18 protein-coding genes are annotated in these 26,340 nt (G+C 42.8%); 11 read left to right on the top strand and 7 right to left on the bottom strand.

All coding sequences use genetic code 11. The annotated features are described in order from the left end of the window. Nucleotides 1-164: 164 nt before the first annotated feature. The 3 genes from feoB to ACLI08_RS03340 are packed head-to-tail and all read right to left on the bottom strand — an operon-like array spanning nucleotide 165 to nucleotide 3,259. Nucleotides 165-2,276: a ferrous iron transport protein B gene (gene feoB, locus ACLI08_RS03350; protein WP_411427040.1), complete on the bottom strand. Its 2,112-nt coding sequence runs from the start codon at nucleotides 2,274-2,276 to the stop codon at nucleotides 165-167. A 5-nt stretch (nucleotides 2,277-2,281) separates the two neighbouring features. Beyond that, nucleotides 2,282-2,515 carry a FeoA family protein gene (locus ACLI08_RS03345; protein ID WP_411427039.1) on the bottom strand — a complete coding sequence of 78 codons (234 nt, stop codon included), beginning with the start codon at nucleotides 2,513-2,515 and terminating at the stop codon, nucleotides 2,282-2,284. Nucleotides 2,516-2,566: 51 nt separating this feature from the next. Continuing rightward, nucleotides 2,567-3,259 (bottom strand): SCO family protein, encoded by a 693-nt coding sequence (locus tag ACLI08_RS03340; RefSeq protein ID WP_411427038.1) that lies wholly within the window; start codon nucleotides 3,257-3,259, stop codon nucleotides 2,567-2,569. A 240-nt stretch (nucleotides 3,260-3,499) separates the two neighbouring features. Between ACLI08_RS03340 and ACLI08_RS03335 the strand changes: the two genes are divergently transcribed. The 7 genes from ACLI08_RS03335 to ACLI08_RS03305 all read left to right on the top strand — a co-directional run bounded on the left by ACLI08_RS03335 (nucleotide 3,500) and on the right by ACLI08_RS03305 (nucleotide 9,879). Next, nucleotides 3,500-5,557 (top strand): M13 family metallopeptidase, encoded by a 2,058-nt coding sequence (locus tag ACLI08_RS03335; RefSeq protein ID WP_411427037.1) that lies wholly within the window; start codon nucleotides 3,500-3,502, stop codon nucleotides 5,555-5,557. Nucleotides 5,558-5,746: 189 nt separating this feature from the next. Then, a complete protein-coding gene (locus ACLI08_RS03330) occupies nucleotides 5,747-6,964 on the top strand; it encodes an aminotransferase class V-fold PLP-dependent enzyme (protein WP_411427374.1) in 1,218 nt (405 codons plus the stop codon). Nucleotides 6,965-7,012: 48 nt separating this feature from the next. Beyond that, on the top strand, nucleotides 7,013-7,474 hold the full coding sequence (locus ACLI08_RS03325) for a hypothetical protein (RefSeq protein ID WP_411427036.1): 462 nt from the start codon (nucleotides 7,013-7,015) through the stop codon (nucleotides 7,472-7,474). Then, on the top strand, nucleotides 7,464-7,883 hold the full coding sequence (locus ACLI08_RS03320) for a SufE family protein (RefSeq protein ID WP_411427035.1): 420 nt from the start codon (nucleotides 7,464-7,466) through the stop codon (nucleotides 7,881-7,883). Before ACLI08_RS03325 ends, ACLI08_RS03320 begins: the two co-directional genes overlap by 11 nt. Before the next feature lie 8 nt (nucleotides 7,884-7,891). Next, complete coding sequence (locus ACLI08_RS03315) at nucleotides 7,892-8,215, top strand: SUF system Fe-S cluster assembly protein (RefSeq protein WP_411427034.1); 324 nt, start codon at nucleotides 7,892-7,894, stop codon at nucleotides 8,213-8,215. A 182-nt stretch (nucleotides 8,216-8,397) separates the two neighbouring features. Further along, a complete protein-coding gene (locus tag ACLI08_RS03310) occupies nucleotides 8,398-8,922 on the top strand; it encodes a DUF2480 family protein (protein WP_411427033.1) in 525 nt (174 codons plus the stop codon). A gap of 69 nt (nucleotides 8,923-8,991) precedes the next feature. Next, entirely contained in the window at nucleotides 8,992-9,879 is an 888-nt protein-coding gene (locus tag ACLI08_RS03305) for a DUF3078 domain-containing protein (RefSeq protein WP_411427032.1), read from the top strand. 105 nt (nucleotides 9,880-9,984) lie between these two features. Here the strand turns inward: ACLI08_RS03305 and ACLI08_RS03300 are convergent, their stop codons facing one another. From ACLI08_RS03300 to hflX, 4 genes are all read right to left on the bottom strand, one after another. Continuing rightward, nucleotides 9,985-11,268 carry an MFS transporter gene (locus ACLI08_RS03300; RefSeq protein WP_411427031.1) on the bottom strand — a complete coding sequence of 428 codons (1,284 nt, stop codon included), beginning with the start codon at nucleotides 11,266-11,268 and terminating at the stop codon, nucleotides 9,985-9,987. 53 nt (nucleotides 11,269-11,321) lie between these two features. Continuing rightward, the gene (locus ACLI08_RS03295) at nucleotides 11,322-11,918 is read right to left on the bottom strand and encodes a TetR/AcrR family transcriptional regulator (protein WP_411427030.1); all 597 of its coding nucleotides are present in this window, start codon (nucleotides 11,916-11,918) and stop codon (nucleotides 11,322-11,324) included. A 78-nt stretch (nucleotides 11,919-11,996) separates the two neighbouring features. Then, the gene (locus ACLI08_RS03290; RefSeq protein ID WP_411427029.1) at nucleotides 11,997-12,302 is read right to left on the bottom strand and encodes a c-type cytochrome; all 306 of its coding nucleotides are present in this window, start codon (nucleotides 12,300-12,302) and stop codon (nucleotides 11,997-11,999) included. A 146-nt stretch (nucleotides 12,303-12,448) separates the two neighbouring features. Continuing rightward, the gene (hflX, locus tag ACLI08_RS03285; protein WP_411427028.1) at nucleotides 12,449-13,678 is read right to left on the bottom strand and encodes a GTPase HflX; all 1,230 of its coding nucleotides are present in this window, start codon (nucleotides 13,676-13,678) and stop codon (nucleotides 12,449-12,451) included. A 168-nt stretch (nucleotides 13,679-13,846) separates the two neighbouring features. Here hflX and ACLI08_RS03280 point away from each other — a divergent pair, with 168 nt between their 5' ends. From ACLI08_RS03280 to ACLI08_RS03265, 4 genes are all read left to right on the top strand, one after another. Then, entirely contained in the window at nucleotides 13,847-21,682 is a 7,836-nt protein-coding gene (locus tag ACLI08_RS03280; protein WP_411427027.1) for a fibronectin type III domain-containing protein, read from the top strand. 220 nt (nucleotides 21,683-21,902) lie between these two features. Beyond that, nucleotides 21,903-22,841, top strand: a complete 939-nt coding sequence (locus ACLI08_RS03275; RefSeq protein ID WP_411427026.1) for a type IX secretion system membrane protein PorP/SprF — start codon at nucleotides 21,903-21,905, stop codon at nucleotides 22,839-22,841. A 31-nt stretch (nucleotides 22,842-22,872) separates the two neighbouring features. Next, the gene (locus ACLI08_RS03270) at nucleotides 22,873-24,735 is read left to right on the top strand and encodes an OmpA family protein (protein ID WP_411427025.1); all 1,863 of its coding nucleotides are present in this window, start codon (nucleotides 22,873-22,875) and stop codon (nucleotides 24,733-24,735) included. Between the two features lie 141 nt (nucleotides 24,736-24,876). Then, a complete protein-coding gene (locus ACLI08_RS03265; protein ID WP_411427024.1) occupies nucleotides 24,877-26,334 on the top strand; it encodes a polysaccharide biosynthesis C-terminal domain-containing protein in 1,458 nt (485 codons plus the stop codon). Nucleotides 26,335-26,340 lie beyond the last annotated feature (6 nt).

Genomic DNA, 26,340 nt, shown 5'->3' with positions numbered 1-26,340 from the left:
GCCCTATAGCGCGGTTTTAAGCACTTTGGCTAATCGTGGCACTTACAGCTGTCTCCGCCACAGGGAACGGCTTTTTTCTTTGGTATTAAAAACTTTTTCACCAAAAAAACAACCGAAATCAGTACGAGCCCGTAGGCAATAATATCCTGAATGTTCATTGTAAATTATTTTAAAAACTGATAAGCTATTAACGCTACAACGTAGGCAAATCCGCTCATGCCTACAAGCTGTATTAAAGGCCACTTCCATGAATTAGTTTCCTTCTTTGTTATAGCTAGGGTACTTATGCACTGCATGGCAAATGCATAAAACAGCAATAATGATGCCCCGGTTGCAAAATTGAATACTTTTTCTCCCGTCTCCGGATTTATTTCTTCAGCCATCCTTTGGCGGATGGTTACTTCGTCTTCGCTTTCGGCACTGCTGCCTATATTATAAATAGTGGCAAGGGTACCTACAAATACTTCGCGTGCGGCAAAAGATGACACAATACCTACGCCTATTTTCCAGTCGTAGCCCAGCGGGCGTATTACGGGTTCTATGGTTTTACCCATAATACCTATGTACGAATGCTCCAGTTGGTAGGCCGCTATCATGTCTTCCCAGTGCGCAGGATTTACCTGGCGTTCTACAGCGTCTTTTTTTACAATGTCTGCGGCATTTTTAAAATCGTCACCCGGCCCGTGCGATCCTAAAAACCATATTACCACAGAGAGTGCCAATATTATTTTACCTGCGCCAAATACAAACGCCTTGGTTTTTTCTATTACGGTTATGGCTACGTTTTTAAACATAGGCAGCTTATAGTTGGGCATTTCGGCCACAAAAAAGCTCTTGTGTTTAAGCTCCAGTATTTTATTTAAAATCCACGCGGCAAGGATAGCCCCGCCAAATCCCAGCAGGTACAATAACATTAGGGTAAGTCCCTGCAGGTTAAAAATACCCAACACATATTTTTCAGGGATAATAAGTGATATTAGTATAGTGTACACAGGTAAACGGGCACTACAGGTAACAAAAGGGGTAACCAGTATGGTTATAAGGCGTTCGCGCCAGTTTTCTATGTTCCGTGCAGACATTATGGCCGGGATGGCGCACGCCGTACCAGATATTAGCGGCACCACGCTTTTTCCGTTTAGCCCGAAGCGTTTCATTATTTTATCCATAAGAAACACCACGCGGCTCATGTAGCCGCTTTCTTCCAGTACGGCTATAAACAGGAACAGGAATGCAATTTGCGGAATAAAAATAACCACCCCACCTATACCGGGAATAATTCCCTGGGTAATCAGGTCGGTTAACTTACCGGGCGGCATGCTTTCGCTTACCGTGGTTGCCAGTGCGGCAAACGTTTCGTCTATAAAATCCATAGGTATCTCGCTCCAGGAGAAGATACTCTGGAAAATCAACAAAAGGATAAAGAAAAAGATAACGTAGCCGAATATTTTGTGGGTAAGTACCCTGTCTAGCTTTGCCCGCAGGTCGTTAGCCTTGGCGGTGTCTATTTTTTGGCCTACTTTAAGTACGTTGTTTATAAACTGGTAACGCTTTATGGTTTCCTGCTGCTGCATGCGCTTCAGGTCTGACTTGCTTTTTGTTACCGATGTTCCCTGAACCTCTTTACGGTCCAGCCTCCCGAAGTTAACATCCTGGGTAATAACCAGCCACAGCTTGTACAGCAACTGGTTAGGGAACTGCTTGCGCAGGCGCCCGAAATATTCAGGGTCTATGCTGCTGGCGTTAAGGCAGGGTTCTGTGCTTAGGCCGTTGTAGTTAAGCAACAGGTCTTTAAGGTGATCTATGCCCGTACCTTTCCGGGTGCTTACTAAGGCTATACGGGTTTTAAGATGATTTTCGAGATAAGGGATATCTATTGAAATTCCTTTTTTCTCCATACGGTCGGCCATGTTAATAACCAGTATCGTAGGGATTTCAAGGTCTTTAATCTGTGTAAAAAGCAACAGGTTACGCTTAAGGTTTTCCACATCAGCCACCACTACGGCCACGTCCGGATAATCCTTATCGTTTTTATTCATAAGCAGCTCTATAACCACGCTCTCATCCATAGAGCTGGCATTAAGGCTGTACGTACCTGGGAGGTCTATTACCTCTCCGCGTATGTGGTTAGGAAGTTTACAAACGCCGCTTTTGCGCTCTACGGTAATACCCGGATAATTGCCTACCTGCTGGTTTAGCCCTGTAAGCTGATTAAACACAGATGTTTTTCCTACGTTAGGGTTGCCTATCAGGGCTATCTTTATTGTATTACCGGCCATGAGAATTACTCCGTTATTAGTATAACGTCTATTTCGGCAGCAGTTTCTTTGCGTATGCTTACATGGCTGTCGCTAACGTTAATGTATATAGGGTCGCCCAGCGGGGCTATTTGCAACAGCTCAACCTCGTTACCGGGAAGACAGCCCATTTCCAGCAATTTAAGCGGAATGGCGTCCACGTTAAAGTCGGTTATCACGGCTTTTTGGCCTTTTTTAAGCTGCGCGAGATTTGTTTTCAACTTTTATTTAGAATAAATTTAGATTACAAAAGTAACAATTAATCTTTATAATCATTCATTTTCGCGTAACCATTTAATGTCCTCTAAAAGCTGCGATACGTTTTTAACGCCGTCTTCTGTGGGCTTATTTAAATTAGTACCGTCATAAAAACCTCTTATGCGGCCTTTTTTATCTACAAGGATAAAATTTTCGGTATGTACCATGTCATACAACTCGCTGCTGTTTGCCGTTTTTACGGCAAGATAGCTTTTGCGCGCTATGTAATAAATATCTTTTTTACTACCGGTAACAAGGTTCCACTTACCGTCAATGGCACCTTTTTCATCGGCATACTTGCGTAGCACGGGTACGCTGTCTATATCTGGCGTTACAGAATGCGAAAGCAGCATTACATCGGGCATTTGTTTTATCTTATCCTGAAGCCAGCCCATGTTTTTGGTCATCTTAGGGCAAATGGTTTGGCATGAGGTAAAAAAGAAATCGGCCACATATATTTTGCCTTTATAATCTTCCTGGGTGATGGTTTTTCCGTTTTGGTTCGTAAAGCTAAACGGCGCTATGCGGTGGTGGCGTGCCACACCCGTTACACTACTGTCTGCCAGTTCCGGGTTAACATCGGCAGGGCTATATATTTTAAGCGATTTTTTTGGAGTAAGCGCGTTATAAAAAAAGTAAAGGATTATTGCCGAAAGCACCACCATAACCCCTATAAACAGTCGGTATTTTTTTAGAATAGAACGCATTTTGCAGAAAATTTATGCAAAGATAGCGAAGAAAGCGGCATTAGTTAATCCACACAGGTGTTAATTTATATGGAGTATAAACGAAATAAAAATAGCTACAATACTGCGATTTTGCTAATGAATGTAGCCTTTTATAGCCGCTGTATTAGAAACTAGCTAAAACATGAATTAACAAATGTGTCGGTTTATGTGTAACCGAATCGTATATATTTGTACTAATCTTAGAAAAAACACAAACAGATGAAACTACGTTTTGACGCAAAACTTGCCGCTGCTGTACTTCTTGCAGGAGGGGCGCTTTGCACCAACAATGCCGCAGCACAACAAAAACCCGGCATTAACCTGCAATACATGGATAAGTCGGTTAAGCCCGGCGACGATTTTTTTAGGTATGTAAACGGTAAGTGGAGTGATGCTACACAAATACCTGCCGATAAAACCCGTTGGGGGAGTTTTGACGAGCTTCGTGAAAATACCAATAACGATGCTTTGGCCATACTTAAAGAAGCCGCTGCAAACAAAAAACTTAACCCGAAAAGCGATCAGGGTAAAGCCGCTGCCATGTACCGTACCATTATGGATACTGTGGCACGTAACAAAGCCGGAATTACGCCTTTAAAGCCATATCTTAAAAAGATAGATGCGATTACCGATGTAAAAACACTAACGGCCTTTTTGGCAGAAATGGAAAAAGAGGGCGGTATAGGCTTCTTTGGTGTATACATAGGTGCTGATGCTAAAGACAGTAACAAAAATGTAATTACGCTGGGGCCCGGAAGGCTGGGACTTCCTGACCGGGATTATTATACCAGTGAAGATGCCGACAGTAAAGAGAAGCGCGCAAAATACGAGCAACATGTGGCGCGTATGCTTAAGTACATAGGATATACAGAAAAAGATGCAGCGGCTGCCGCTAAACGTATCCTGAAATTGGAAACCGAACTTGCCACTCCTATGCTGGACAGGGTAGCCCTACGCGATGACCGCGTTACCTATAACCCTATGACCCTTGCCGAGCTTAAAAAGCTTTCGCCAAGCGTAAACTGGGATACGTACTTTGCGGCTATTGGCCTGGGTAAACCCGCTACCATTGTTGTAGCACAGCCTAAATACATGACCGAACTGGATGCTATTTTTAAGAAAAAAGACGTGGCGGCTTGGAAAGACTACCTTAAGTGGGCCGAACTGCGCCGTTCTGCCGGTAAGTTAACCACCGGCATAGAAACCGCTAACTGGGAGTTTTACAGCAAAACCCTTCGTGGTGCGCTGAAAGAGGAAAAGCGTGATAAAAACGCCCTGCAAACGATTAATGGTACCTTGGGTGAGGCACTTGGCCAGTTGTATGTTGCTAAAAAATTTCCGCCGGAAGCTAAGGCTAAGGCCCAGGCGATGATTAAAAACGTAATGCTTGCGTTTGAAAACCGTATAAACCACCTGCCATGGATGGCCAAATCTACTAAAGAGAACGCGGTAAAAAAATTAAATAATCTTACCGTTAAAATAGGCTACCCAGATAAATGGAAAGACTATTCTGCACTTGCTATTGCAAGCCCTGAAATGGGTGGAAGCTATTTTTCAAACTCGGTTAACATTGCAAAATGGAGCTGGAAAGAAGATGTAGCCAAGCTAAACAAGCCTGTTGATAAAACCGAATGGGGTATGGCGCCTCAAATTGTAAACGCATACTTTAACCCATCGTATAACGAAATTGTATTCCCTGCGGCTATACTGCAACCGCCGTTTTATGATTACCGTGCCGATGAAGCCGTTAACTACGGTGGTATAGGCGCTGTTATAGGCCACGAAATATCGCATGGTTTTGACGATAGCGGTGCAAGATACGATGCTAACGGTAACCTTGTAGACTGGTGGAGCGAAGAAGACCTTAAACAATTTACAGGCCTTGGAGGCGATCTTGCCGGCCAGTACAGCGCGCTACAGCCACTACCAGGCATTCATGTAGACGGTAAGTTTACCCTGGGTGAAAACATAGGCGACCTTGGTGGTGTAAACGCCGCTTATGATGGGCTTCAGTTATACCTGAAAGAAAAAGGCAACCCTGGCCTTATAGACGGTTATACTCCGGAGCAGCGTTTCTTTATCTCTTGGGCTACCATATGGCGCACAAAAATGCGCGATGAAGCCATAAAGAATCAAGTAAAAACAGATCCTCACTCACCAGGTATGTACCGCGCCTATGTACCTCTGCAAAATATAGATTCGTTCTACCAGGCATTTGATATTAAGCCGGGAGAAAAATTATATGTAGCGCCAGATAAGCGCGTAAAAATTTGGTAATACCAACTAAAGCCACCTGAGCGGGTGGCTTTTTTTATTGCAATAATTGTTAAATCTGCATCTTATTTAGAACGGAAACAGATAGCGATGCTTTTTAGTGGTTATGAGCACCCTTTTTTAAAAATCCTGACGTAACTTTGTGCCAAAATACACCCTGCCATGAACGCAGCTACAAAACAAGATACACAAATGTTTGATATACAAGCCATACGTGCTGATTTCCCTATACTTAACCAAACCGTAAACGGTAAGCCGCTGGTTTATTTTGATAATGGGGCTACATCGCAAAAGCCACAGGTTGTTATAGATGCCATAAGTAAATACTACACAACCATAAATGCTAATATTCACCGTGGTGTGCACACCCTTAGCCAGTTGGCAACAGATGCTTACGAGGTTTCGCGCCAAACCATACAGAAACATCTTAATGCCGCCCATGCCCACGAAGTACTTTTTACCAGCGGCACCACGCATGGTATTAACCTTGTGGCAAGCGGGTTTACACAGTTTTTAAAAGAGGGCGATGCGGTAATGGTTTCGGCCATGGAGCACCATAGTAACATAGTGCCGTGGCAAATGCTTTGCCAGCGTACCGGGGCAGATCTGCAGGTTATACCTATGGATGAGCATGGCGACCTTATATTGCCGGCTTTTGAAAGCCTGCTGGCGCAGGGCCGTACAAAAATTGTGGCGGTTAATCATATAAGTAACTCTTTGGGTACTATAAACCCTGTAAAATACATAATAGAGAAGGCGCATGCGGCGGGCGCTGCCGTGCTTATAGACGGTGCTCAATCCGTACCGCACATGAAAATAGATGTGCAGGAGCTCGATGCTGATTTTTATGCATTCAGTGGGCACAAGGCCTGTGGGCCTACAGGTACGGGCGTTTTGTACGGTAAGGAAGCCTGGCTTGAAAAACTACCGCCTTACCAGGGTGGTGGCGAAATGATTAAGGAGGTTACCTTTGCCCATACTACTTACGCGGGGCTTCCGCATAAATTTGAAGCCGGTACGCCGCATATTGCCGGGGGTATTGTGCTGGGTACCGCTATAGATTACCTTAACCAAGTGGGCTTTGAAAATATTGCTGCTTACGAGCACGAGCTGCTGCAATACGGTAATAAAAAGCTTGCCGAAATAGAGGGAATGCAGTTTGTAGGCACAGCAAAAGAAAAAGCATCGGTAATATCGTTTAACCTTGCCGGTATACACCCGTATGACGTGGGTACTATTGTAGACAAAATGGGTATAGCCGTGCGCACAGGCCATCACTGTACGCAGCCGGTTATGGAGCATTTTAATATACCCGGTACCATACGTGCTTCATTTGCTTTTTATAATACTAAGGAGGAAATAGACGCGCTGGTAGCTGCCGTTAAAAAAGCCCAGATGATGTTGGGATAATTACTGGCTTATTTTTTGCTATTTTTACAGTAAAGCAAACACAGATTCATGAAAAATATTTTTGCACTGCTTGCCGCAGTATTTGTACTGGCCACCGGCTGCTGCTCTAAGAAAAAGGCCGCAGAGGCAGCTGCCAATAATGTTTCGTTTGAGTACGAAACCACTACCCGCGGAGCGTACCATAAGGTTATTGCTAAAAAGGATACCCTTACATTTATAGATGGGCGTAACCGGAATATAACAAGTAAAGCCGTTTTGGCGGAAGCCGAATGGAACCAGCTTACACAGGCTTACAAAACCGTGAAGCCTGAAGCTATGGCCGATTTAAAGTCGCCTACCACTAAACGATTTTATGATGGTGCCGCTATTGCAACACTTACAGTGGTAAAAGAAGGTAATACGTTTAAAAGTGCCGATTTTGATAACGGCTTTCCGCCGCAGGAAATAAAGCCGCTTACGGATTTGATCGTAGCGCTTGCCGCCAAATATAAAAAGAGTGATGAAAATTAGAGAAATACAAGATGAAATCATCGACGAGTTTTCGATGTTTGATGAGTGGGATGAGCGCTACCAGTACGTTATAGACCTTGGTAAATCGCTTCCGCTGATAGATGAGCAGTACAAAACCGACGATAACATTATTAAAGGCTGCCAAAGCAAAGTGTGGCTTCACGCCGAAGAAAAAGATGGCACTGTGGTTTTTACCGCAGATAGCGATGCCATACTTACAAAAGGCCTTATAGCCATTATGATTCGTGTTTTTAGTGGGCAAAAACCTGCTGAGATATTGGAGGCAGACACCAATTTTGTAGACGAAATAGGGCTGAAGGAGCATCTTTCGCCTACGCGTGCTAACGGTTTGGTAAGCATGATTAAACAGATTAAAATGTATGCGCTGGCTTTCAGTGCTAAAAACTAATACAAGCTATGACACAAGAAATTGATACGGCCCAGCTGGGCGAAGAAATAGTAAAGGTGCTTAAAACCATTTATGACCCGGAAATCCCTGTAGACATTTACGAACTGGGATTAGTATACGACGTTATGGTAAACACAGATAACGAAGTAAAAATACTAATGACACTAACCTCGCCAAACTGCCCGGTGGCTGAAAGCCTTCCGCTTGAGGTAGAGGAAAAGATAAAGAAAATAGACGGCGTGCAGGCAGCAGAGGTAGAAATTACCTTCGACCCGCCATGGACACGCGACCTTATGAGCGAAGAAGCCAAGCTGGAGCTGGGTATGCTATAATTGCGTCTTAAAGTTTTAAAAGTCGAAAGTCATAAAGTCGTATAGTATATTCACCCAGCCCTGCAGGCACGCCTCCAGAGGAGGAAAATAATAGCAACCGAACATCAGAGTGGTATTCCTGTCCTATGGATAGGTGGCTGAAAGCCGGGGTGGGTGTGTAACACTACTTAAAAAGGTTAAGTATGAAGCCAGAAATAAATGCTGAAGACGAAATAGTAAACCGCGTTTCAAACAGCGCCCTACAGGTCTTTGACCTTGAGGATTATTACCCGGAAGGGGAGCGCGTAGCCCTGGATATTTCCGGATGGTTGTGGGAAGGGTTTGTGTTGCGTGAAAAAGATTTTCGCGAAGCCTTAAAAAATCATGACTGGAGCCAGTACACTGGTACGTATGTAGCTGTTTTTTGCAGTACCGATGCTATAGTGCCTGCATGGGCATATATGCTGGTTACTACCTACCTTTTACCGGTGGCTAAAAAAGTGGTGCAGGGCAGTGTGGCACAGTTAAATACCCTTATTTACCAGGAAATATTAAACGGCCTGGACTATATCCAGTATACAGATAAACCTGTGATTATTAAAGGCTGCTCGCGTAAGCCGGTGCCTCAGGAAGCGTATGTAATGGCAACCCAAAAGCTGCAGCCCGTGGCAAAAAGCATTATGTTTGGCGAGGCCTGCTCATCAGTGCCGCTTTACAAGCGCAAATAGCTTTTTTAACGTAAGTTTTAAATTCCCTGTACCCTTATGGGGTATATTTGTAACAAACCCTTTAAAACCATGAAAAAACTGCTTCTATTTGGCGCCACGCTGCTGTTTTGCGGTATAGCCTCAGCACAGGGCGATAATCCGGCGAAAGCCGATAACGATACTATAGGCCCGTGGACCAAGAAAGGTAATGCCTCATTGCTGTTTAACCAAAGTACCTTTGAAAACTGGGTGGCCGGTGGCGAAAACAACATATCGGGTACGCTGGGCTTTAACTATGATTTCAATTATAAAAAAGGCGACTGGAGCTGGGATAACAAGGTTATTGCCAGTTACGGTATTGTAAAAACACGTACAAGTTCTTTTGCCAAGAAAACCGACGACCGGCTGTATTATAACTCGGTTGTGGGTAAAAAGGCGTCTGACCGCTGGAACTATACAGCGTTTTTAAACTTCCGCACGCAATTTACAAAAGGGTATAACTACGGTAAAGACGATAACGGTGCTGAAATCCGTACGCGATACACTAACTTTATGTCGCCCGCTTACTTACTGGTAGGTCCGGGTATGCAGTACGTACGCGACGAGAATTTTAAGATTAATATTTCGCCTGCTACCAGTAAATTTACGTTTGTAGATAAAAACTTTACCTTGCCAAACGAAGCGTACTTCGGGGTGAAGGAGGGGCAAAGCATGCGCTATGAGCTTGGTTTTAATGCCAGTATGTATTACAAGCTCGATGTTATAGCAAATGTTACTTTTGAAAACATACTTAACCTCTACTCAAATTACCTTGAAGATCCTCAGAATGTGGATATTGACTACCAACTGAATATTGTTATGAAGATAAACCGTTATCTTACCACAAACCTTCAGTTCCAAACCATATATGATGATAATGCCTACAGGGGTTTCCAGATAAGGCAGGTATTTGGGGTAGCGGCTAATTACGGTTTTTAATTAATTTGTTGAAGATAAGCACTGTGTAAAGTGTTTACTACCATATAAATAACAAAGCCCTTTGAACACAAACTTCAAAGGGCTTTGTTATTCTTAATAGCTTGTCTATTGTTCCGCAACGCCTATTTCGTCAATAGGGTTATGTGGTTTTGGGGTAGCATCGGGTTTAGATTTTATCATAAGGTAAACCCTGTACATTAATGCTATGCTTATTAGTGTTATAGCGCCCACTACATAGCCCAGGGTATCAAAGTGTTGCAGTGGACTGTTTTCGTTTTCCTGGTATACAATCCATCCGCCTATGGCAGCGGCCACCCCACCAGATATTTGTTGTAACGAGGAGTTGATGCTCATAAAAGCACCCCTGTCCTGCATTTCGGGTACACCCGAAACCATAGCCGTACTGGGCACCATGCGCCCCATGATGCCAATCATCATAAGTACATTAACTGTTATTACCAGCCATAAAGGCGAAACGCCCAGGTGGGTGTATACTATAACTATGGCTATCATCCATAGGCAGCCTGCTGTAAATATCTTAAACTTATCTACCTTATCACTTACAATACCCATTATCGGCATAATGATAAGCGTAAATATTCCGGCAATGAAGTAAATTATAGGCAACTGAGCCGATGGAATGCCTATGTTGTTAGTTACAAAGGTACTACTGTAGGGCATCATCATAAATCCGCCTATAGAAAGCAGGGCAGTAGCGGTAAATCCCACTCTGTAATCTTTTTTGGCTACCGTATGCCATAGGTGGAGTAGGGGCGATTTGTCTTGTTTTATTTTAAGGTGCTCGTCTACCGGCTTCATTTTAAAGGCTATGAGTGCCATAATAATACCGGCTACTACTACAATACCCAGAAACGGCGCATGCCAGTCCAGATACTCGGCAGCGGTTAGGCCAATGGGTATACCTAATACCTGGCTTGCGCCAAAGCCCATTTGCATAAAGCTCATTACCCGGCCGCGCTGGTTTAGTGCAAAAAGGTCGGTTACAATAGCAAAAGTTATAGAGCCTATTACCCCTCCGAAAATGCCGGTAAAAATACGGGCAGCTACCAGTGTTACAAAGGTGTTTGCTATTCCGCAGAAAAATGTTCCGATTATAAACCCGGCATAGAAAAAGATAAGGAGCTTTTTTCGGTCGAATTTATCGGCAAAGCCTGCGGCTAACAAGCCCGATATACCGGCGCTAAAGGCGTATGCCGATACCGCCAGCCCAAACTGGCTCTGGGTCATATGCATAGACTTGGTAAGTATGGTGCCCAGTGGCGACATTACCATAAAATCAAGGATTACCGTAAACTGGGTCATGGCCAGTATAAAAATAACCAGCTTTTGATAGCCTGAAAGAGGGTTGTCGTTTGATTTGGTTTTCATGTACTGTTCGTTTTTTTGTGATGTGTGATTGTGATGATTGATGATTGAACTCTTTATTTGGTAGGTGTAAGTGCTTTTATAACAGCTTCAAATGCTGCTTCGGTCATTTCGGGGGTTAGCTTAAACGGGCGGTCGCCGAGGCTTTTCTTCTCCTGCTGAAAACGCATCAGAGTGTACAGCGGGCCATAGGCTATGCTCCAGAATACTTCAAACGGCAAATTTGTGAGTTCGCCGCGTTTAATAGCGTTTTCCCTAAAAAGCGTAAGTGTTTCCTTAAACTGGGTATAGCTGTTTTGCAATACATACTCATTATGTGGCGAGTGGCGAATGGCTTCCCAGCACTTTACATTTAAGAGGTTTTTAGTGCCGTAATTTAACATGTTTTTCCATTGCAGGCGTAAGCCCTCGGCAAAAGGCATTTCGGGGCTAAAGTCTTTCAGCGCGCTTCCGAAAAACTCACGCCCCATTTCTAAACCGATTTGTTTAATCAGGTCGTCTTTATCTGCATAGTAAATATATAGCGTAGCTACCGATATGCCACAGGCCTTTGCCAGCTTGTTCATACTAAAGCCTTCAAACCCCTGTTTTGCCAGGAGGCTTATAGCGGTTTCTTTTACAAGGTCTTGTTTATCAGTATTACGTGTGCGCATTCATTTATATTTACCGACGCAAATATAAGTGAATGTTCATTCACTTTTAAAAATTAAATAATTTTTTTTCTGTGAAAATTACTCTTTTACAAAATAGGCTACGTAGCTGTAGAGTGCTGCACTTTCTTGGGGGCTTAACTTAAACAAATGCATATAGAATTTATTTTTGCCCACGTGCTTTATAAGTTGCTTATTGTGTTTCTTTAAGGTGTTTTGTTCAGAAATAAACCTATTAAAATAAATACTGTCAGCTAACGGTCCGTTGAGGTTTATGGGGTTATATGTGCTGTTTATTTTATGGCAGGCTGCGCAATTACTATTAAAGATATCCCTGCCGGTTTGTGCATATTCAGGAATGTTCTTTGTTCCGCAGAAGAGCGGCATTATTTTGGTGCCGCATTGGGGAGTGTTGTTTGTGGACTGAAACAAATAAAAAAGCAGTAAAAATAATACAGTAAGTACAAGCCCAGATCCTGAAATGACAACTATCCTGAGTTTTTTGCCCGTATCCATTTTTACTGCGAGTGTGGTTATTCTTTTTCTTCCGAAAAATTTTCTTTGTAGTCAGGGTAAAGGAATTTATTATACGGAAAACGCGTAATGTGGATTTCCCTTACAGCTTCGTAAACCTTTTCCCTAAATTCCTCAAAGTTTTCTTTGTTGGTAGCTGATATAAACAGGGCGTTCTTTTCGCCCACGTTGTTCATCCAGGTTTCCTGCCATTCTTCTAAAGAAAAGTGTCGTCTTGTTTTTTCGGTAACCAGGTCGTCTTCGTCAATAACAAGTGGCTTATAGGCGTCTATTTTGTTAAACACCATTATGGTAGGCTTGTCATTGCTCTTTATGTCCTGCAAAATTTGATTTACCGATGCTATATGGTCTTCAAAATCAGGATGCGAAATATCTACTACGTGCAGCAGCAGGTCGGCCTCACGCACTTCGTCAAGCGTACTTTTAAATGATTCTACCAGTTGGGTAGGTAGTTTACGTATAAACCCTACCGTGTCAGACAACAGGAACGGCAGGTTTTTAATTACCACCTTGCGCACGGTAGTGTCTAGTGTAGCAAACAATTTGTTTTCTACAAACACCTCGCTTTTACTTATTACATTCATAAGGGTACTTTTCCCTACGTTAGTATAACCCACCAGAGCTACGCGTACCATAGCGCCGCGGTTGCTGCGTTGTATGCCCATTTGTCGGTCTATGGTCCTGATTTTTTCCTTGAGCAATGCTATACGATCGCGTACAATACGGCGGTCTGTTTCAATCTCCGTTTCACCGGGCCCGCGCATCCCTATACCACCACGCTGACGTTCAAGGTGGGTCCACATACCACTTAGCCTTGGCAGCAGGTATTGGCACTGCGCCAGTTCTACCTGCGTACGGGCGTAAGACGTTTCGGCGCGCTGTGCAAAGATGTCCAGGATAAGGTTAGTACGGTCAAGCACTTTACAATCCAGGATTTTGTTTAAGTTTTTTTGTTGTGCCGGGGTAAGCTCGTCGTCAAAAATTACGGTCTTAACATCGTTTTCTTTTATGTAAAGGTGTATTTCGTCTATTTTACCGGTCCCTAAAAAAGTTTTAGGGTTAGGTTTATCCATGCGCTGGCTGAATCGCTTTATTACCTCACCGCCGGCCGTAAACGTAAGAAACTCGAGTTCATCCAGATACTCATTTAGCTTTTCTTCATTCTGCTCTTGCGTTATGATACCTGCAATTACGGTTTTTTCAAAATTTATTACTTCTTTTTCGAGCATGTAGTAATGTTATAAATATTTACAAAAGTACGAAATTAAGCCCTTATAAAGGGCATTATAAGAAAATCACATAAACCATTGAAAAAATTTGTTAAATTTAGCCAACGCGTTAAGTATATGTTATATTTTTATAAATTTGGAAATTAAATTTTACCTAAACTAAAAACTATGAAGAAAATTACTTTTGTGATTTTCGCCTTTCTGCTATCTTTTATGGGCTTTGCACAGTTTGGCCCCGAAGGATTTGAAGGTGCCTGGACTCCTGGTTCGGGACCTGCAGGGTGGTCGATAATCAACGCAGCCGGTCCTGCACGGTCCTGGGCGCAAGTAACCAGTAATGTAAACCTTCCCGCTCACACCGGAAACTCGGCTGCTTACATGCAGAACGAGAACGTTGCCGATGGAACGTTTACCGACGACTGGCTTATTACTCCTGCAATTACAATGCCATCAGCCGGACAGCTAAATTTTTGGTCGAGACTGTATGTAAACGGTGACCAAGGCACAATTTACAAGGTATTCATTGGTACTGATCCTGCTAACATGGCATCGTTTACAGAACTAGCCAGCTGGACAGAACTTGAAATTAACCCTGTTCAAACAGAGTACACCTTAAAACGTGTAAACATACCGTCTAGCTACGCTGGTCAGTCTGTACACCTGGCTTTTGTAATGCGCGGTGACAATGGCGATCGCTGGTTAGTAGACGACGTAAGTGTAGTAACACTATGTTCTACTCCTACTGCTGTTACTGTTCCTAACATTACAGGAACTGGCGCAACAGTGGCCTGGACTGACGCTTCTAACGCGGGTACCTATCAGGTACAGGTTGTGCCAACAGGCCAGGCTCCTACAGAAACAGGAGGCCAGACAGTAACAAACGCTACCACAGCAGTTGTTACAAGCCTTTTGTCAACCACTACTTATGATGTTTATGTTCGTTCAAAATGTCAGCCTGACGGCAATAACAGTGAATGGGCCGGACCAATAACTTTTACCACTTTACAGGTTCCTGCCACACTTAACTGGAACACGGATTTTGAATCGTCTGACTTTGGTTTTACCTTAGTTAACGGCAACCAAGCTAACAAATGGTATGTGGGCACTGCTGTTTCTACAAGTCCTACACACTCACTTTATATTTCTGGTAACAACGGTGTATCAAACGGATACGATAACATGACCGCTTCTGTTGTTCATGCTTATCGCGATGTTATAATACCTCCGGGTGCTGCCGTAATGGCGTTAAGCTTTGACTGGAGATGTCAGGGTGAGGCAAATAACGACCGTTTGCGCGTTTGGAATACACCAGTAACCTATACTCCCGTAGCAGGTACACAAACTACTGCAGTAAGTGGAAATGTTAACGTTCCCGGAGTAGACCTTTCTTTAAATGGCACATGGACTACTAATCAAAGATATTTTATAAACGTTTCTGCTTATGCAGGGACTACAAGGCGATTTATTTTTGAGTGGGCAAATAACAACAACAACGGTACTTCGCCTCCGGCAGCTGTAGATAATGTAGACTTTACACTTGTAACATGTCCTCAGCCTACAAACCTTGCTGTGGCTAATGTTGTTGCTGCAAGCGCTACTAATGCTACTGCTGATGTTACATGGACAGAGGCTTCTACAGCAACACAGTGGGAAGTATTTGTAGCTCCGGTTACAGATCCTGCCCCTACAGCAGCTTCTACAGGTACTATTGTAAACAGTACATCTTATACTATACCTACATTAAACTTAGGTGTAAAATACAGAGTGTATGTAAGGGCTGTATGTGGTCCTACAGATAAGAGTTTCTGGACAGGCCCCATTGAATTTACCACACCGGTGTGTCTTCCTTCAGCTACATGTAACTACAACTTTGAATTAACCGACACTGGTAATAACGGTTGGCAGGGAAATACCATGTCTGTAAGACAAAACGGTATTGAGGTAGCCAGCCTAACCCTTACTACCGGAGGCACAACGCCTGTTACAAGGGTAGTGACGCTATGTAACGGTATTCCGTTTGAATTATACTGGAACAACGGTGGTAACAATCCTGAGCAAGTAGGGGTTACTGTAAAAAATAATTTTGACCAGGTGTTGTTTACTAAGCCTGCCGGCACAGGTGCTCAGGCTTCATCTTTATTTACAGGAAATGTTAACTGTACAACCCCAGCATGTTTAAGCCCAACCGGGCTTACGGCAAATGGTATTAGTTTAACTGACGCTACTTTAACATGGACCGCTCTTCCTACAATTACGTATGAGTACTACATTGTTCCGTTTACAGAGGCTGCACCTACAGATGCTACTGTAGGTATACCTGTAACAGGTAACAGTGTTACACGTAACGATCTTAGCCCAAGTACCACTTACAATTATTATGTAAGGGCAATTTGTAACAGTGGTGCGTCTACAAGTCCGTGGTCTGCACCGTATAACTTTGCTACCCTTCAGTCACCGGCAACAGTTACATATGACGACAATTTTGAAGGTCCGTTTACCTGGACTATGGTAAATGGCTCTCAGCCTAATAAATGGTTCTACGGAACTGCAGTAAGTAATAGCGCTACGCACTCTCTTTACATTACAAATGATAATGGTGTGTCTAACGCGTACACAAACTCTACTGCGTCAGCAGTACACGTTTATAGAGATGTTCTTATACCTGCAGGAACAACAATTATGGCAATAAGCTTTGATTGGAGAAACGTAGGTGAGGCCTCAAATGACCGTTTGCGTGTTTTCAACATTCCTGTTACAGTTAATCCTGTAGCCGGGGCATCTATATCAACAGCGAGTGCTGATAACGTACCAATTACGCCTACTGCAGGTCTGCTAAACAATGCTAACTGGACAAGCGCCAGGTACCTTGTAGATGTGTCTGCGTATGCAGGTACCGTAAGGAGGTTTGATTTTGAATGGAGAAATAACGCTAACTCAGTAGGTGTAAACCCTCCTGCAGCTATAGATAACATACAGTTTAAGAGGGTTACCTGTACACAGCCTACGGCTGTTGCTGCCGCAAACCCTACTACAAACTCAGCCGATATTACATGGACTGAGGCAGCACTTGCTACCCAGTGGGAAGTGTATGTGGTTCCGGTAACAGAGCCTGCTCCTACAGAAGCTACAGTAGGTACACTGGTAACAGGTACTGCAGCTTATACACCTACAACCCTGTCTCCTGGCGTTGTATATAATGTATATGTAAGAGCTGTATGTAGTGATTCTGATAAAAGTTTCTGGACTGGACCTGCTTCTTTTACCACTCTACAGGTGCCGGCTTCACTTACCTACACAGAAGACTTTGAAGGTCCGCTAACATGGACACTAACAAACGGATCTCAGGCTAACAAGTGGTTCTACGGTACTGCTGTAAGTAATAGTGCTACACATTCATTATATATTACTAATGACAATGGAGCTTCAAATGCTTACACAACTACTGCAACGTCTACGGTACATGCTTACCGTGATATTAGCATTCCTGCCGGAACTACACAGATATCTGTAACTTATGATTGGAGAAACGATGGTGAAACCAACAATGACCGTGTTCGTCTTCTAAGTACTCCGCTTACGTATACACCGGTGGCGGGTACTCAGGTTCCTGTTTCTACTAATAACATTAACCACAGTGGTAACCTAACTGGTAGAGGCACATGGACAAACAGAGCAGAAGTAATAGATGTTACTGCTTATGCGGGTACTACACGCAGGTTTATATTTGAATGGGTAAACAATGGTAGTTTAGGGTCTAACCCTCCTGCTGCCATAGATAACTTAGAGTTTAAAGTTATCACCTGTGTGCAACCAACAAACCTAGCCGTCGGAACCATAGAAGATATTTCAGCTAACATTACATGGGTTGAAGCAGGTACTGCTACCCAATGGGAAGTATTTGTATTGCCTGAAGCAAGTCCAGCGCCTACAGCAACATCAGTTGGTGTTATTGTAAACGGTACACCATCTTACACTGCACCTGGCTTAACTCCCGGTACGTCATACAAAGTATACGTTAGAGCAATTTGTGGCCCGGGTAACAATAGCTTGATCACAGGACCAGTTACCTTTAAAACAGGTCTATGTCCATTAGCAAATCAGTGTAGTTATACGTTTACGCTAACCGATTCTGGTAGTGATGGATGGCAAGGTAGTACAATGTCTGTAAGACAAAACGGTACTATTGTAGCAACTTTAAGTTTACCTAATGGTGCAGGGCCTTTGGCAGTACAAGTGCCATTGTGTGCTAACGCTCCTTTTGATGTTTTCTGGAACACCGGAGGTACATCTTTGACTGAAATAGGTCTTACTGTAAAAAATATAGTTGGTGAGGTAATTTTTACAAAACCATCTAATACGAATAATAACAGGATAATTTACTCAAATATAACAAACTGTGTTGCTCCTAACTGCGTTAGGCCGGAAGGTATTGCTATAAACTGTCTAACTTCTGAAGGTGTTAATTTTACTTGGACAGATCCAGGAGATATTTCGCAATGGCAGGTTGTAGTACAGCCTACAACTACCCCGGCGCCTACTACCGGTACTACTGTAACTGTGCCTAACTATACTTTTGAAAGCCCTCTGGCACCTGGAGTTTCGTACACAGGCTGGGTGAGAGCCGTGTGTGCCGATGGTATTAGTTTCAGTAACTGGAACCAATTTGAAATTGTAGGTCCTCAGGTATCAGTAGGTGATGCACGTCCAATTTGTGCCGGTGTATTAGCAGCACCTCAGTCAAATGCCACGGAGCCTATAGAGCAAGAAGACGGTTACGGAACTGTTGGATGTTTATTTAGTACGCCATTTCCTCAATGGTATTACGTAAGGCTTAATGATGCCGGTACAGTGTCTTTAAGTCTGGTTCAAACATCTAGTACTGGTGCTGCTTTAGATGTTGATTTTGCATTATTTGGTCCTTTTACAAGTAAGTTAGATGCATGTGCACGTTTAGGTACTCCGCCAAATACATCTTATATGTTAGATTGTAGTTACTCTGCATCCAATACTGAGCAGGTTGATTTTTCAGGTGCTCCAGGTCAGGTTTTTGCCCTGCTTGTAACAAACTATAGTCGTCAGAATGGTAGCTATGTTATTAACCAAATCTCTGGGCCTAGCTTAAGTTGTGATCCTGTGGTAGAACTTGGTACAAACAAGTACCTGTGTAATGCCACTTCTTATAACCTTACTGCAAGGGTAGATAACCCGGGTGTTACTCAGGTATACACCTATACTTGGTTACAAGACGGTCAGCCATATACGCCAACTGTTGTAGGTACTACGGCTAGTTCGCAAACTATATCAATAACAGATACAGGCAGCCATGTGTATACCGTAACCGTTACCATGCCGGTGCCTTCTAGCGCTACTCCTGTAACAGATACTGTTACTATAGCTATAAGTAACCCTTACACAGCGCCTACCTACGATGTTATTACAGCTTGTAGTACTGGTACAACAGGCGATGCTAACGTTAATATAAACTTCCTGGGTACGCTGGATCCTACCAAGTATTCTTTTGTAGGTTTATATGCTTCTATTGCTGATGCTAACAATAACATAAATGCAATAGACGTAACTCAGCCTTACAATACGGCTAACACTACCTTGTATGCTGTAATTACAGACACGGCAATGCCAGATTGTAAAACACTGGTGCCACTGCAAATAGATGTAACGCTAACATCAGCAACATTAGGTTATGCTGCGGCTTACTGCCCTACAGACCCTGCTTCGCCTTCAAACCTGGTGCAAATAGGTGGTACTGCAGGTACATATACTGTTACACCTGAAGTTGGTCTTACTCTTGATCCTGTAACAGGTGAAATTACACCTGCAACAAGTACTCCGGGTAGCTACCACATTACTTACACCATTCCTGCAACAGCCACATGTCCGGCTGTAATCGCAGAGGACGATGTACAAATTATAGATATTACGCCTACTACGATTTCTTACGGAGGTCCGTTCTGTAGGGTTGCAGGTACTACTGCTCCGGTTAACATTATGGGTGCTTCCGGAGGTATATTTTCATCAACAGATACCAATCTTGTTATAGATGCAAACGGTACTGTAGATCTTGGATTAACTCCTGCGGGTATTTATACTGTAAGTTACGTACTACCAGGTACAGGTAGTTGCCCTGCTCCTATAGTACCAGATGCTACTATAGAAATTATAGAACCACTTACCGGTACTTTATCTTATGCCGGTACGCCTTACTGTTCTAATGCAGGCACAGCTATGCCAAGTCTTATTCCTGCTACTTTAACAGGTGGTACATATGTGGCTAACTCTCCTGATTTAAGTATAAATCCTGCTACCGGCGAGATTGATCTTGCTGCAAGCGTTGCGGGCGTTTATATCGTAAACTATGTAGTGCCGGCTTCTGGTCCATGCGGTGAATTCCGTACGGCAGATACTACGGTAACCATAGTAGCAGCTCCAGATCCTGCAACAACCATTGCTTACTCTGCTGCTACTTACTGTTCTGATGCAGGTACTATTGCAGCACCTCAGATAACAGGTACAACAGGCGGTACATTTAGGGCCACTCCTGCGGGTCTTGATATTGATCCTGCAACAGGTGCTATTAATACCCTTACAAGCACAGCGGGTGTTGCGTATACAATTACGTATGCAGTACCGGCCACAGCGCCTTGTTTAGGCTTTGATGCTCCATCGGTTACTGTAACTATAACACCGCTTCCGGTGGCTACAATTACCTACGGTGGTACAGCATTCTGTTCTAATGGTGGTTCTATACTGCCTACACTGAGCGGATCTAACAACGCGGGCGGTACATATACTGCTTCAAACGGGCTTATTATAAACCCTGTTAGCGGTGAAATTGATCTTGGCGTTAATGCTGCCGGTACGTATGATGTAATTTATACCGTTCCTGCCTCTGGCGGATGTGCAGCAGTTGTTTCAGCTCCTGTAAACATTATCATTACTAAGCTGCCAATAGCTGAGTTTACGTATCCTGTAGTTCAGAGATGTAATGCTCCGGGTACAGCTTCTATAGCGCCTGCAATGGCAACTGATGCTGTAAAAGGGACATTTACCGTAGACCATGCGGGTCTTTCTATAAACGCTACTTCAGGTAGTATAGACCCATCTGCCAGCCAGCCTGGTGTGTATATAGTAACAAATACTGTAATAGGTACAGACGGATGTGCGGGTCAAACTGTAGCATCTACCCCTATAACAGTTACTATTACTAATGCTCCGGTAGCAGATTTCAGCTACAGTGAAGCTGCTTACTGTAAGACAACAACAACTACTGTGTCTCCTGCTCTTGCGGGTGCAGCGGGCCAGTTCACTAGTACTCCTGCTGGGCTTAGCATTAATGCCGCTACCGGTGTAATAGATGTTGCTAACAGCCAGCCTGGTGCTTACACTATAATTAATACTATAGCAGCTACAAGCGATTGTCTTGAAATAGTAAGTACTCCTGTAAATGTAATAATAACCGCTCAGCCGGTAATTACTACAACACAAGGCTGTGTAGATAATAAATACCAACTACAGGTAGTGCTGGATTCAGACCCAATATACAGCGTGGATAACGTAGATATCGTTTGGACCTACACGAACTCAGCAGGAGCTACAGAAAACGTAGGTAATACAGAAACAGTAGTTGTTACTAAATCTGGAGACTATGTGGTAACTGTAAATCCTAAATCAGGTGCTGCCTGTGCCGCAACACTGCCTGTAAACGTAGTTACTACTATGTGTAATGTACAGCGTGGTATTTCGCCAGACGGTTCTGATGGACTAAATGACAATTTTGTTTTAACAGGTTTAGATGTACGCAAGCTGGTTATCTTTAACCGTTACGGAAAAGAAGTTTATAAGTTTGAAGGACAGTATACTGATCAGTGGCACGGACAAACATCTTCTAACGAAGATTTGCCTACAGGTACTTACTTCTATACCTTTGTACGTTCAAACGGAGAAAACCGTACCGGTTGGATCTATGTAAACAGAGGAGTAAAATAAATAAATTATGTGGTAATGTGCTTCCTGCCAAATAGGTAGGAGGCACACCTTACCCACAGGCTGGCAGTTGCAAAGAAGTTTTAATTTTAACTTTTTGAGGTGTTATTATTAAAATTTTTTAAAACATCTTTTTTTAGATTAAAATTTTGCATATTTACCGCCTGTTAGGTTAAACAGGGATAAAGCCACAATAACCTTTAATAAAGAAAACCACAGAATAATGAAAAAACTATACCTGGCGGCATTAGTTGCATTGGGAGGATTAATGGGGGCACATGCCCAGCAAGATCCGCACTACACCCAGTACATGTATAACATGAACGTGATTAACCCGGCTTATGCTGGTAGTAAAGAAAACCTTGCAGTAGGTTTGCTTTACCGCAAACAGTGGGTAGATGTAGACGGAGCACCTAGTACAGGTACATTGTCTATACACTCTCCTGCGGGTAAAAACGTAGGTCTTGGTTTCTCAGCCATTACAGACAAAATAGGTCCTGTAAACGAAACTAACGTTTATGGAGACTTTAGCTATACTGTAAAACTTGGCGGTTCTAATAGGCTTGCATTTGGTCTTAAAGCAGGTGCCACGTTCCACAAAGTAGGTCTTTTTGATCAGATTAGGTACGGTGAATATATACCAGATCTTAACGACCCTGCATTTGCCGAAAACATAAACAATGCGTACTTTAATGTAGGTACCGGTATCTTCTATTACAATGATAACTGGTATTTGTCATTCTCTGTGCCAAACATGCTTAAGAGCAAACACCTTGATCTTACTCAGAATGGTACCGATTATAAATTTGGTTCAGAAGTATCGCACTATTTCCTTACCGGGGGTTACGTATTCCAGATAAATGACGACTTTAAACTAAAGCCATCGTTTATGGTAAAATCGGCTTTTGGTGTAGATCCTTCAATAGACGGTTCATTAAACGCGCTTTTCTTCGAGAAATTTGAAATTGGTGCTACATACAGGCTAGACGATAGCTGGGGTGGTATGGTTAACTACGCCATTACTCCTAACATAAGGATAGGTTATGCTTATGACCGCATTGTTAGCGATCTTAAAGTAACTACTCCTGCGTCTCACGAATTTATGCTTCTTTTCGACCTGAATTTCCCGAAAAAAGTATCTCGTTCACCACGTTACTTCTAACCTAATAGCTACATAAAAAAAGAAAGATACCATGAGAAATCTATATATTACACTTGGTTTTATGCTGGCGACAGGTTCAGTAATGGCGCAGAGCGATGCTACTAAAGATGCAGACAAACTGTTTGACCGTCTTGAGTATGTAGATGCAGCCCAGGAATACCTTAAGCTGGATAAAAAAGACCCGTATGTACAAAAGCAGCTTGCAGAAAGCTACTATAACATGTACAATACTAAGGAAGCCGTTAAATGGTTTGCCGAGGTGGTTAAAAAACCGCAGGATGCTGAAACATATTACAAATACGCCCAAATGCTAAAGGCAGAAGGCAAGTATGAGGAAGCTAATGCGCAGATGCAAAAGTTTGCTTCTCTTGCACCGTCAGATCAGCGTGCTGTAGAGTTTAAAAAAGATCCAAATTACCTACCTACACTTCGTAAGCAGGCAAAACTTTTCAATGAAAAGGTGCTAGACATTAACGATAAAAAGTATGGTTCGTTTGGTGGCGTTTTAGCTAGCGATAATACATTCTATTTTACAAGTGCACGTAATACTGCCCGTAAAAAATATGGTGTTAACGAAGAGCCTTACCTTGATATTTACCAGTCTACTTACAATGCAAATGGCACATACAGCGAGCCGATTCCTGTAACAGACGTTAACTCAAGATGGCATGATGGCCCTGTGGCTATTACTGCAGATGGCAACACTATGTACTTTACCAGCGAGAGCTTTAACGAAAAAGAGTACATAAAAGACAAAGAAAAGAAAATCAAACAAGGCCAGTTATACCTTTACAAGGCTACTAAAGTAAACGGAAGGTGGGAAAATATTACCGAACTACCGTTTAACAATAAAAAGTGGAGTACAGGTAACCCTTCGGTAAGTAAAGATGGCAAATGGCTGTACTTTGCTTCAGACAGGGAAGGTTCTATGGGCGGAAGCAGCGATATCTGGAAAGTGGAAATCACAGGAAAAAACAGCTACGGCCAGCCGGTTAACCTTGGTCCTAAAGTAAACACTGAAGGTAAAGAAAACTTCCCTTTTATTGCTGATGATGGTAAACTATACTTCTCTACAGATGGTAAAAAAGGTTTCGGTTCTCTTGATGTTTACGTAATTGATCTTAAAAAATCTGGTGCAGAAGCACAAAACCTTGGTGCTCCTGTAAACACAAACAAAGATGACTTTGCATTTACGTACAACCTGGATAAAAAACTAGGATATTTTTCTAGTAACCGTGATGGCTTTGACAAAATATACGAGGCTAAACCACTATGTGCTGTTGAGGCATTGGTTGTAGTTACAGATATTAAAACCGGTGCTGTAATACCTGGTGCTGCTGTAGCAATACTAGATGAAAAAGGTAACGTTATTGAAAGGCGTACTGCCGGTACAGACGGTACTGTAGAATACGGTATAGACTGCGACAGGGCATACACCATCCAGGCTTCAGCCGAAGGTTATGAAGGTAATGCATTCCCTATAGAGAAAACTCCGGGTGGAGAAGTAAAAGTGGATGCTAAGCTTAAACCGGTTGAAAAACCAGAGGAACAAATTGTACTTAACGATATTTACTTTGAATACAACAAGAGCAACATTACTAAAGAAGGTGCTTTTGAGCTAGACAAAGTAGTTGAGACAATGAAGAAATTCCCGGATCTTGTAATCATGGTTAAATCACACACCGATAGCCGTGGTAGTGACCAGTACAACATGAACCTGTCTAACCGCAGGGCTAAGAGTACAGTACAGTACGTGATTTCAAGGGGCATCTCTAAAGATCGTATCTCTGGTCAGGGTTACGGCGAAAGCGAGCCTAAAGTTCAATGTACAGAATGTACAGAAGAACAACACGCACAAAACAGGCGTAGTGAATTCCTTGTGGTTAAAAAATAATCAACAAAGGCTTCAAAATCATATTTGGAATACCCTGCCGAAAGGCAGGGTATTTTGTTTTTAACTCCACATGAAAATCTGCTTTTTTAAGCACGCAAAGAAATTATCGTTATTTTTGCTGATTATTAAAAACATCAGCCATTGAGCCTGCACAAAAAACTTTTAAAAGATACGGCTATATACGGTATTGCCACCGTGGTACCCAGATTATTCAGCTTTATACTTAATCCTTTATACGTAATGCCCGGCGTTATGGATATGGAAAAGTTTGCGCAGGTTTCTATTAACTTTTCATGGCTGGTTTTTTTCAATGTTATCTTATCGTACGGTATGGAAACCAGTTTTTTCAGGTTCTACAATACTGAAGATAAAAAAGACGTGGTAAGTACCACAACAATCTCTTTGTTTTGGTCATCGCTGGCGTTCCTGGTATTGGGGCTGGTTTTTAGGGGAAGCTTTGCCTGGGCGTTGAAAACAGACGTAGAATACATGCCATACATTGTATGGGTGTTAGTACTGGATGCGCTTACCATAGCACCGTTTTCTAAACTTCGTGCCGATAGTCGCCCGCTATATTACTCCGTTGTTAAAATAGGCAGCGTATGCTGTAATGTGCTGCTAAATTTCTTCTTTTTATTATTCTTGCCAAAACTTGCCAATGCACATCCCGGTAGTATTTGGGACGATTTATTTACACGCGATTTTCAGGTAGGCTATGTTTTTGTGGCTAACGTGATTTCCAGCCTTTTTGCCCTGCTGCTGCTTATACCGCATTACTTTAAAATATCATGGCATTTTAATAAAACGCTCTGGAAGCGGATGATGAATTATTCTATCCCGGTTATGTTTGCAGGTATAGCATTTGCCATAAACGAGGTATTCGACAGGCCGTTACTTTCTTACATGCACGTTGCTAAAGATGATATTGCAAAGTATTCTGCATGTTATAAGCTGGCGTTGTTCATGACGCTTTTTACTACGGCGTTCAGGCTGGGTATAGAGCCTTTTTTCTTTAGCCATGCTAGTAAGGATAACGCTAGGCAAACCTATGCCACAATTACAAAATACTTTGTAATACTGGGCTCTGTAATTCTGCTTGGTGTGGTGGTATTTGCAGATGTACTGAAGTATGTCATTGTGCCAACAGCTTCCTATTGGGAAGGTATGAAGATTGTTCCTGTAATTGTGCTTGCTAACCTTTGCCTGGGTATTTACACCAATCTATCGGTTTGGTACAAACTTGCCGACCGTACAAAAATGGGTGCCTATATTTCGGGCATTGGTGCCATTATTACCATTCTGTTTAATATTGCCCTTATACCCGTTTGGGGTTACATGGGCTCTGCTATTGCCACGCTGTCTGCATACGGTACCATGATGCTCGTTTCCTACGTAATAGGAGCCAAATATTACCCCATACCATACGACGTAAAAACCATGGGTACCTATATGGCACTGGCTGTTGTGCTTTCCGGGATATCATTTTACGTTCCTGTTCTTCGCCATACCTATGTATTCGGAGTAGTGGCACTTCTTGGATTTATATTTTTCGTTTACCGAAACGAAAAACACACACTTCTTAAACTCGTTAAAAAATAAAATCAG

The organism is Flavobacterium sp. RNTU_13, assembly GCF_046614455.1.
Classification (GTDB): Bacteria; Bacteroidota; Bacteroidia; order Flavobacteriales; family Flavobacteriaceae; genus Flavobacterium.
Note: the sequence above shows the minus strand (reverse complement) of the source record. Positions and strands in the feature narration are given on the sequence as shown.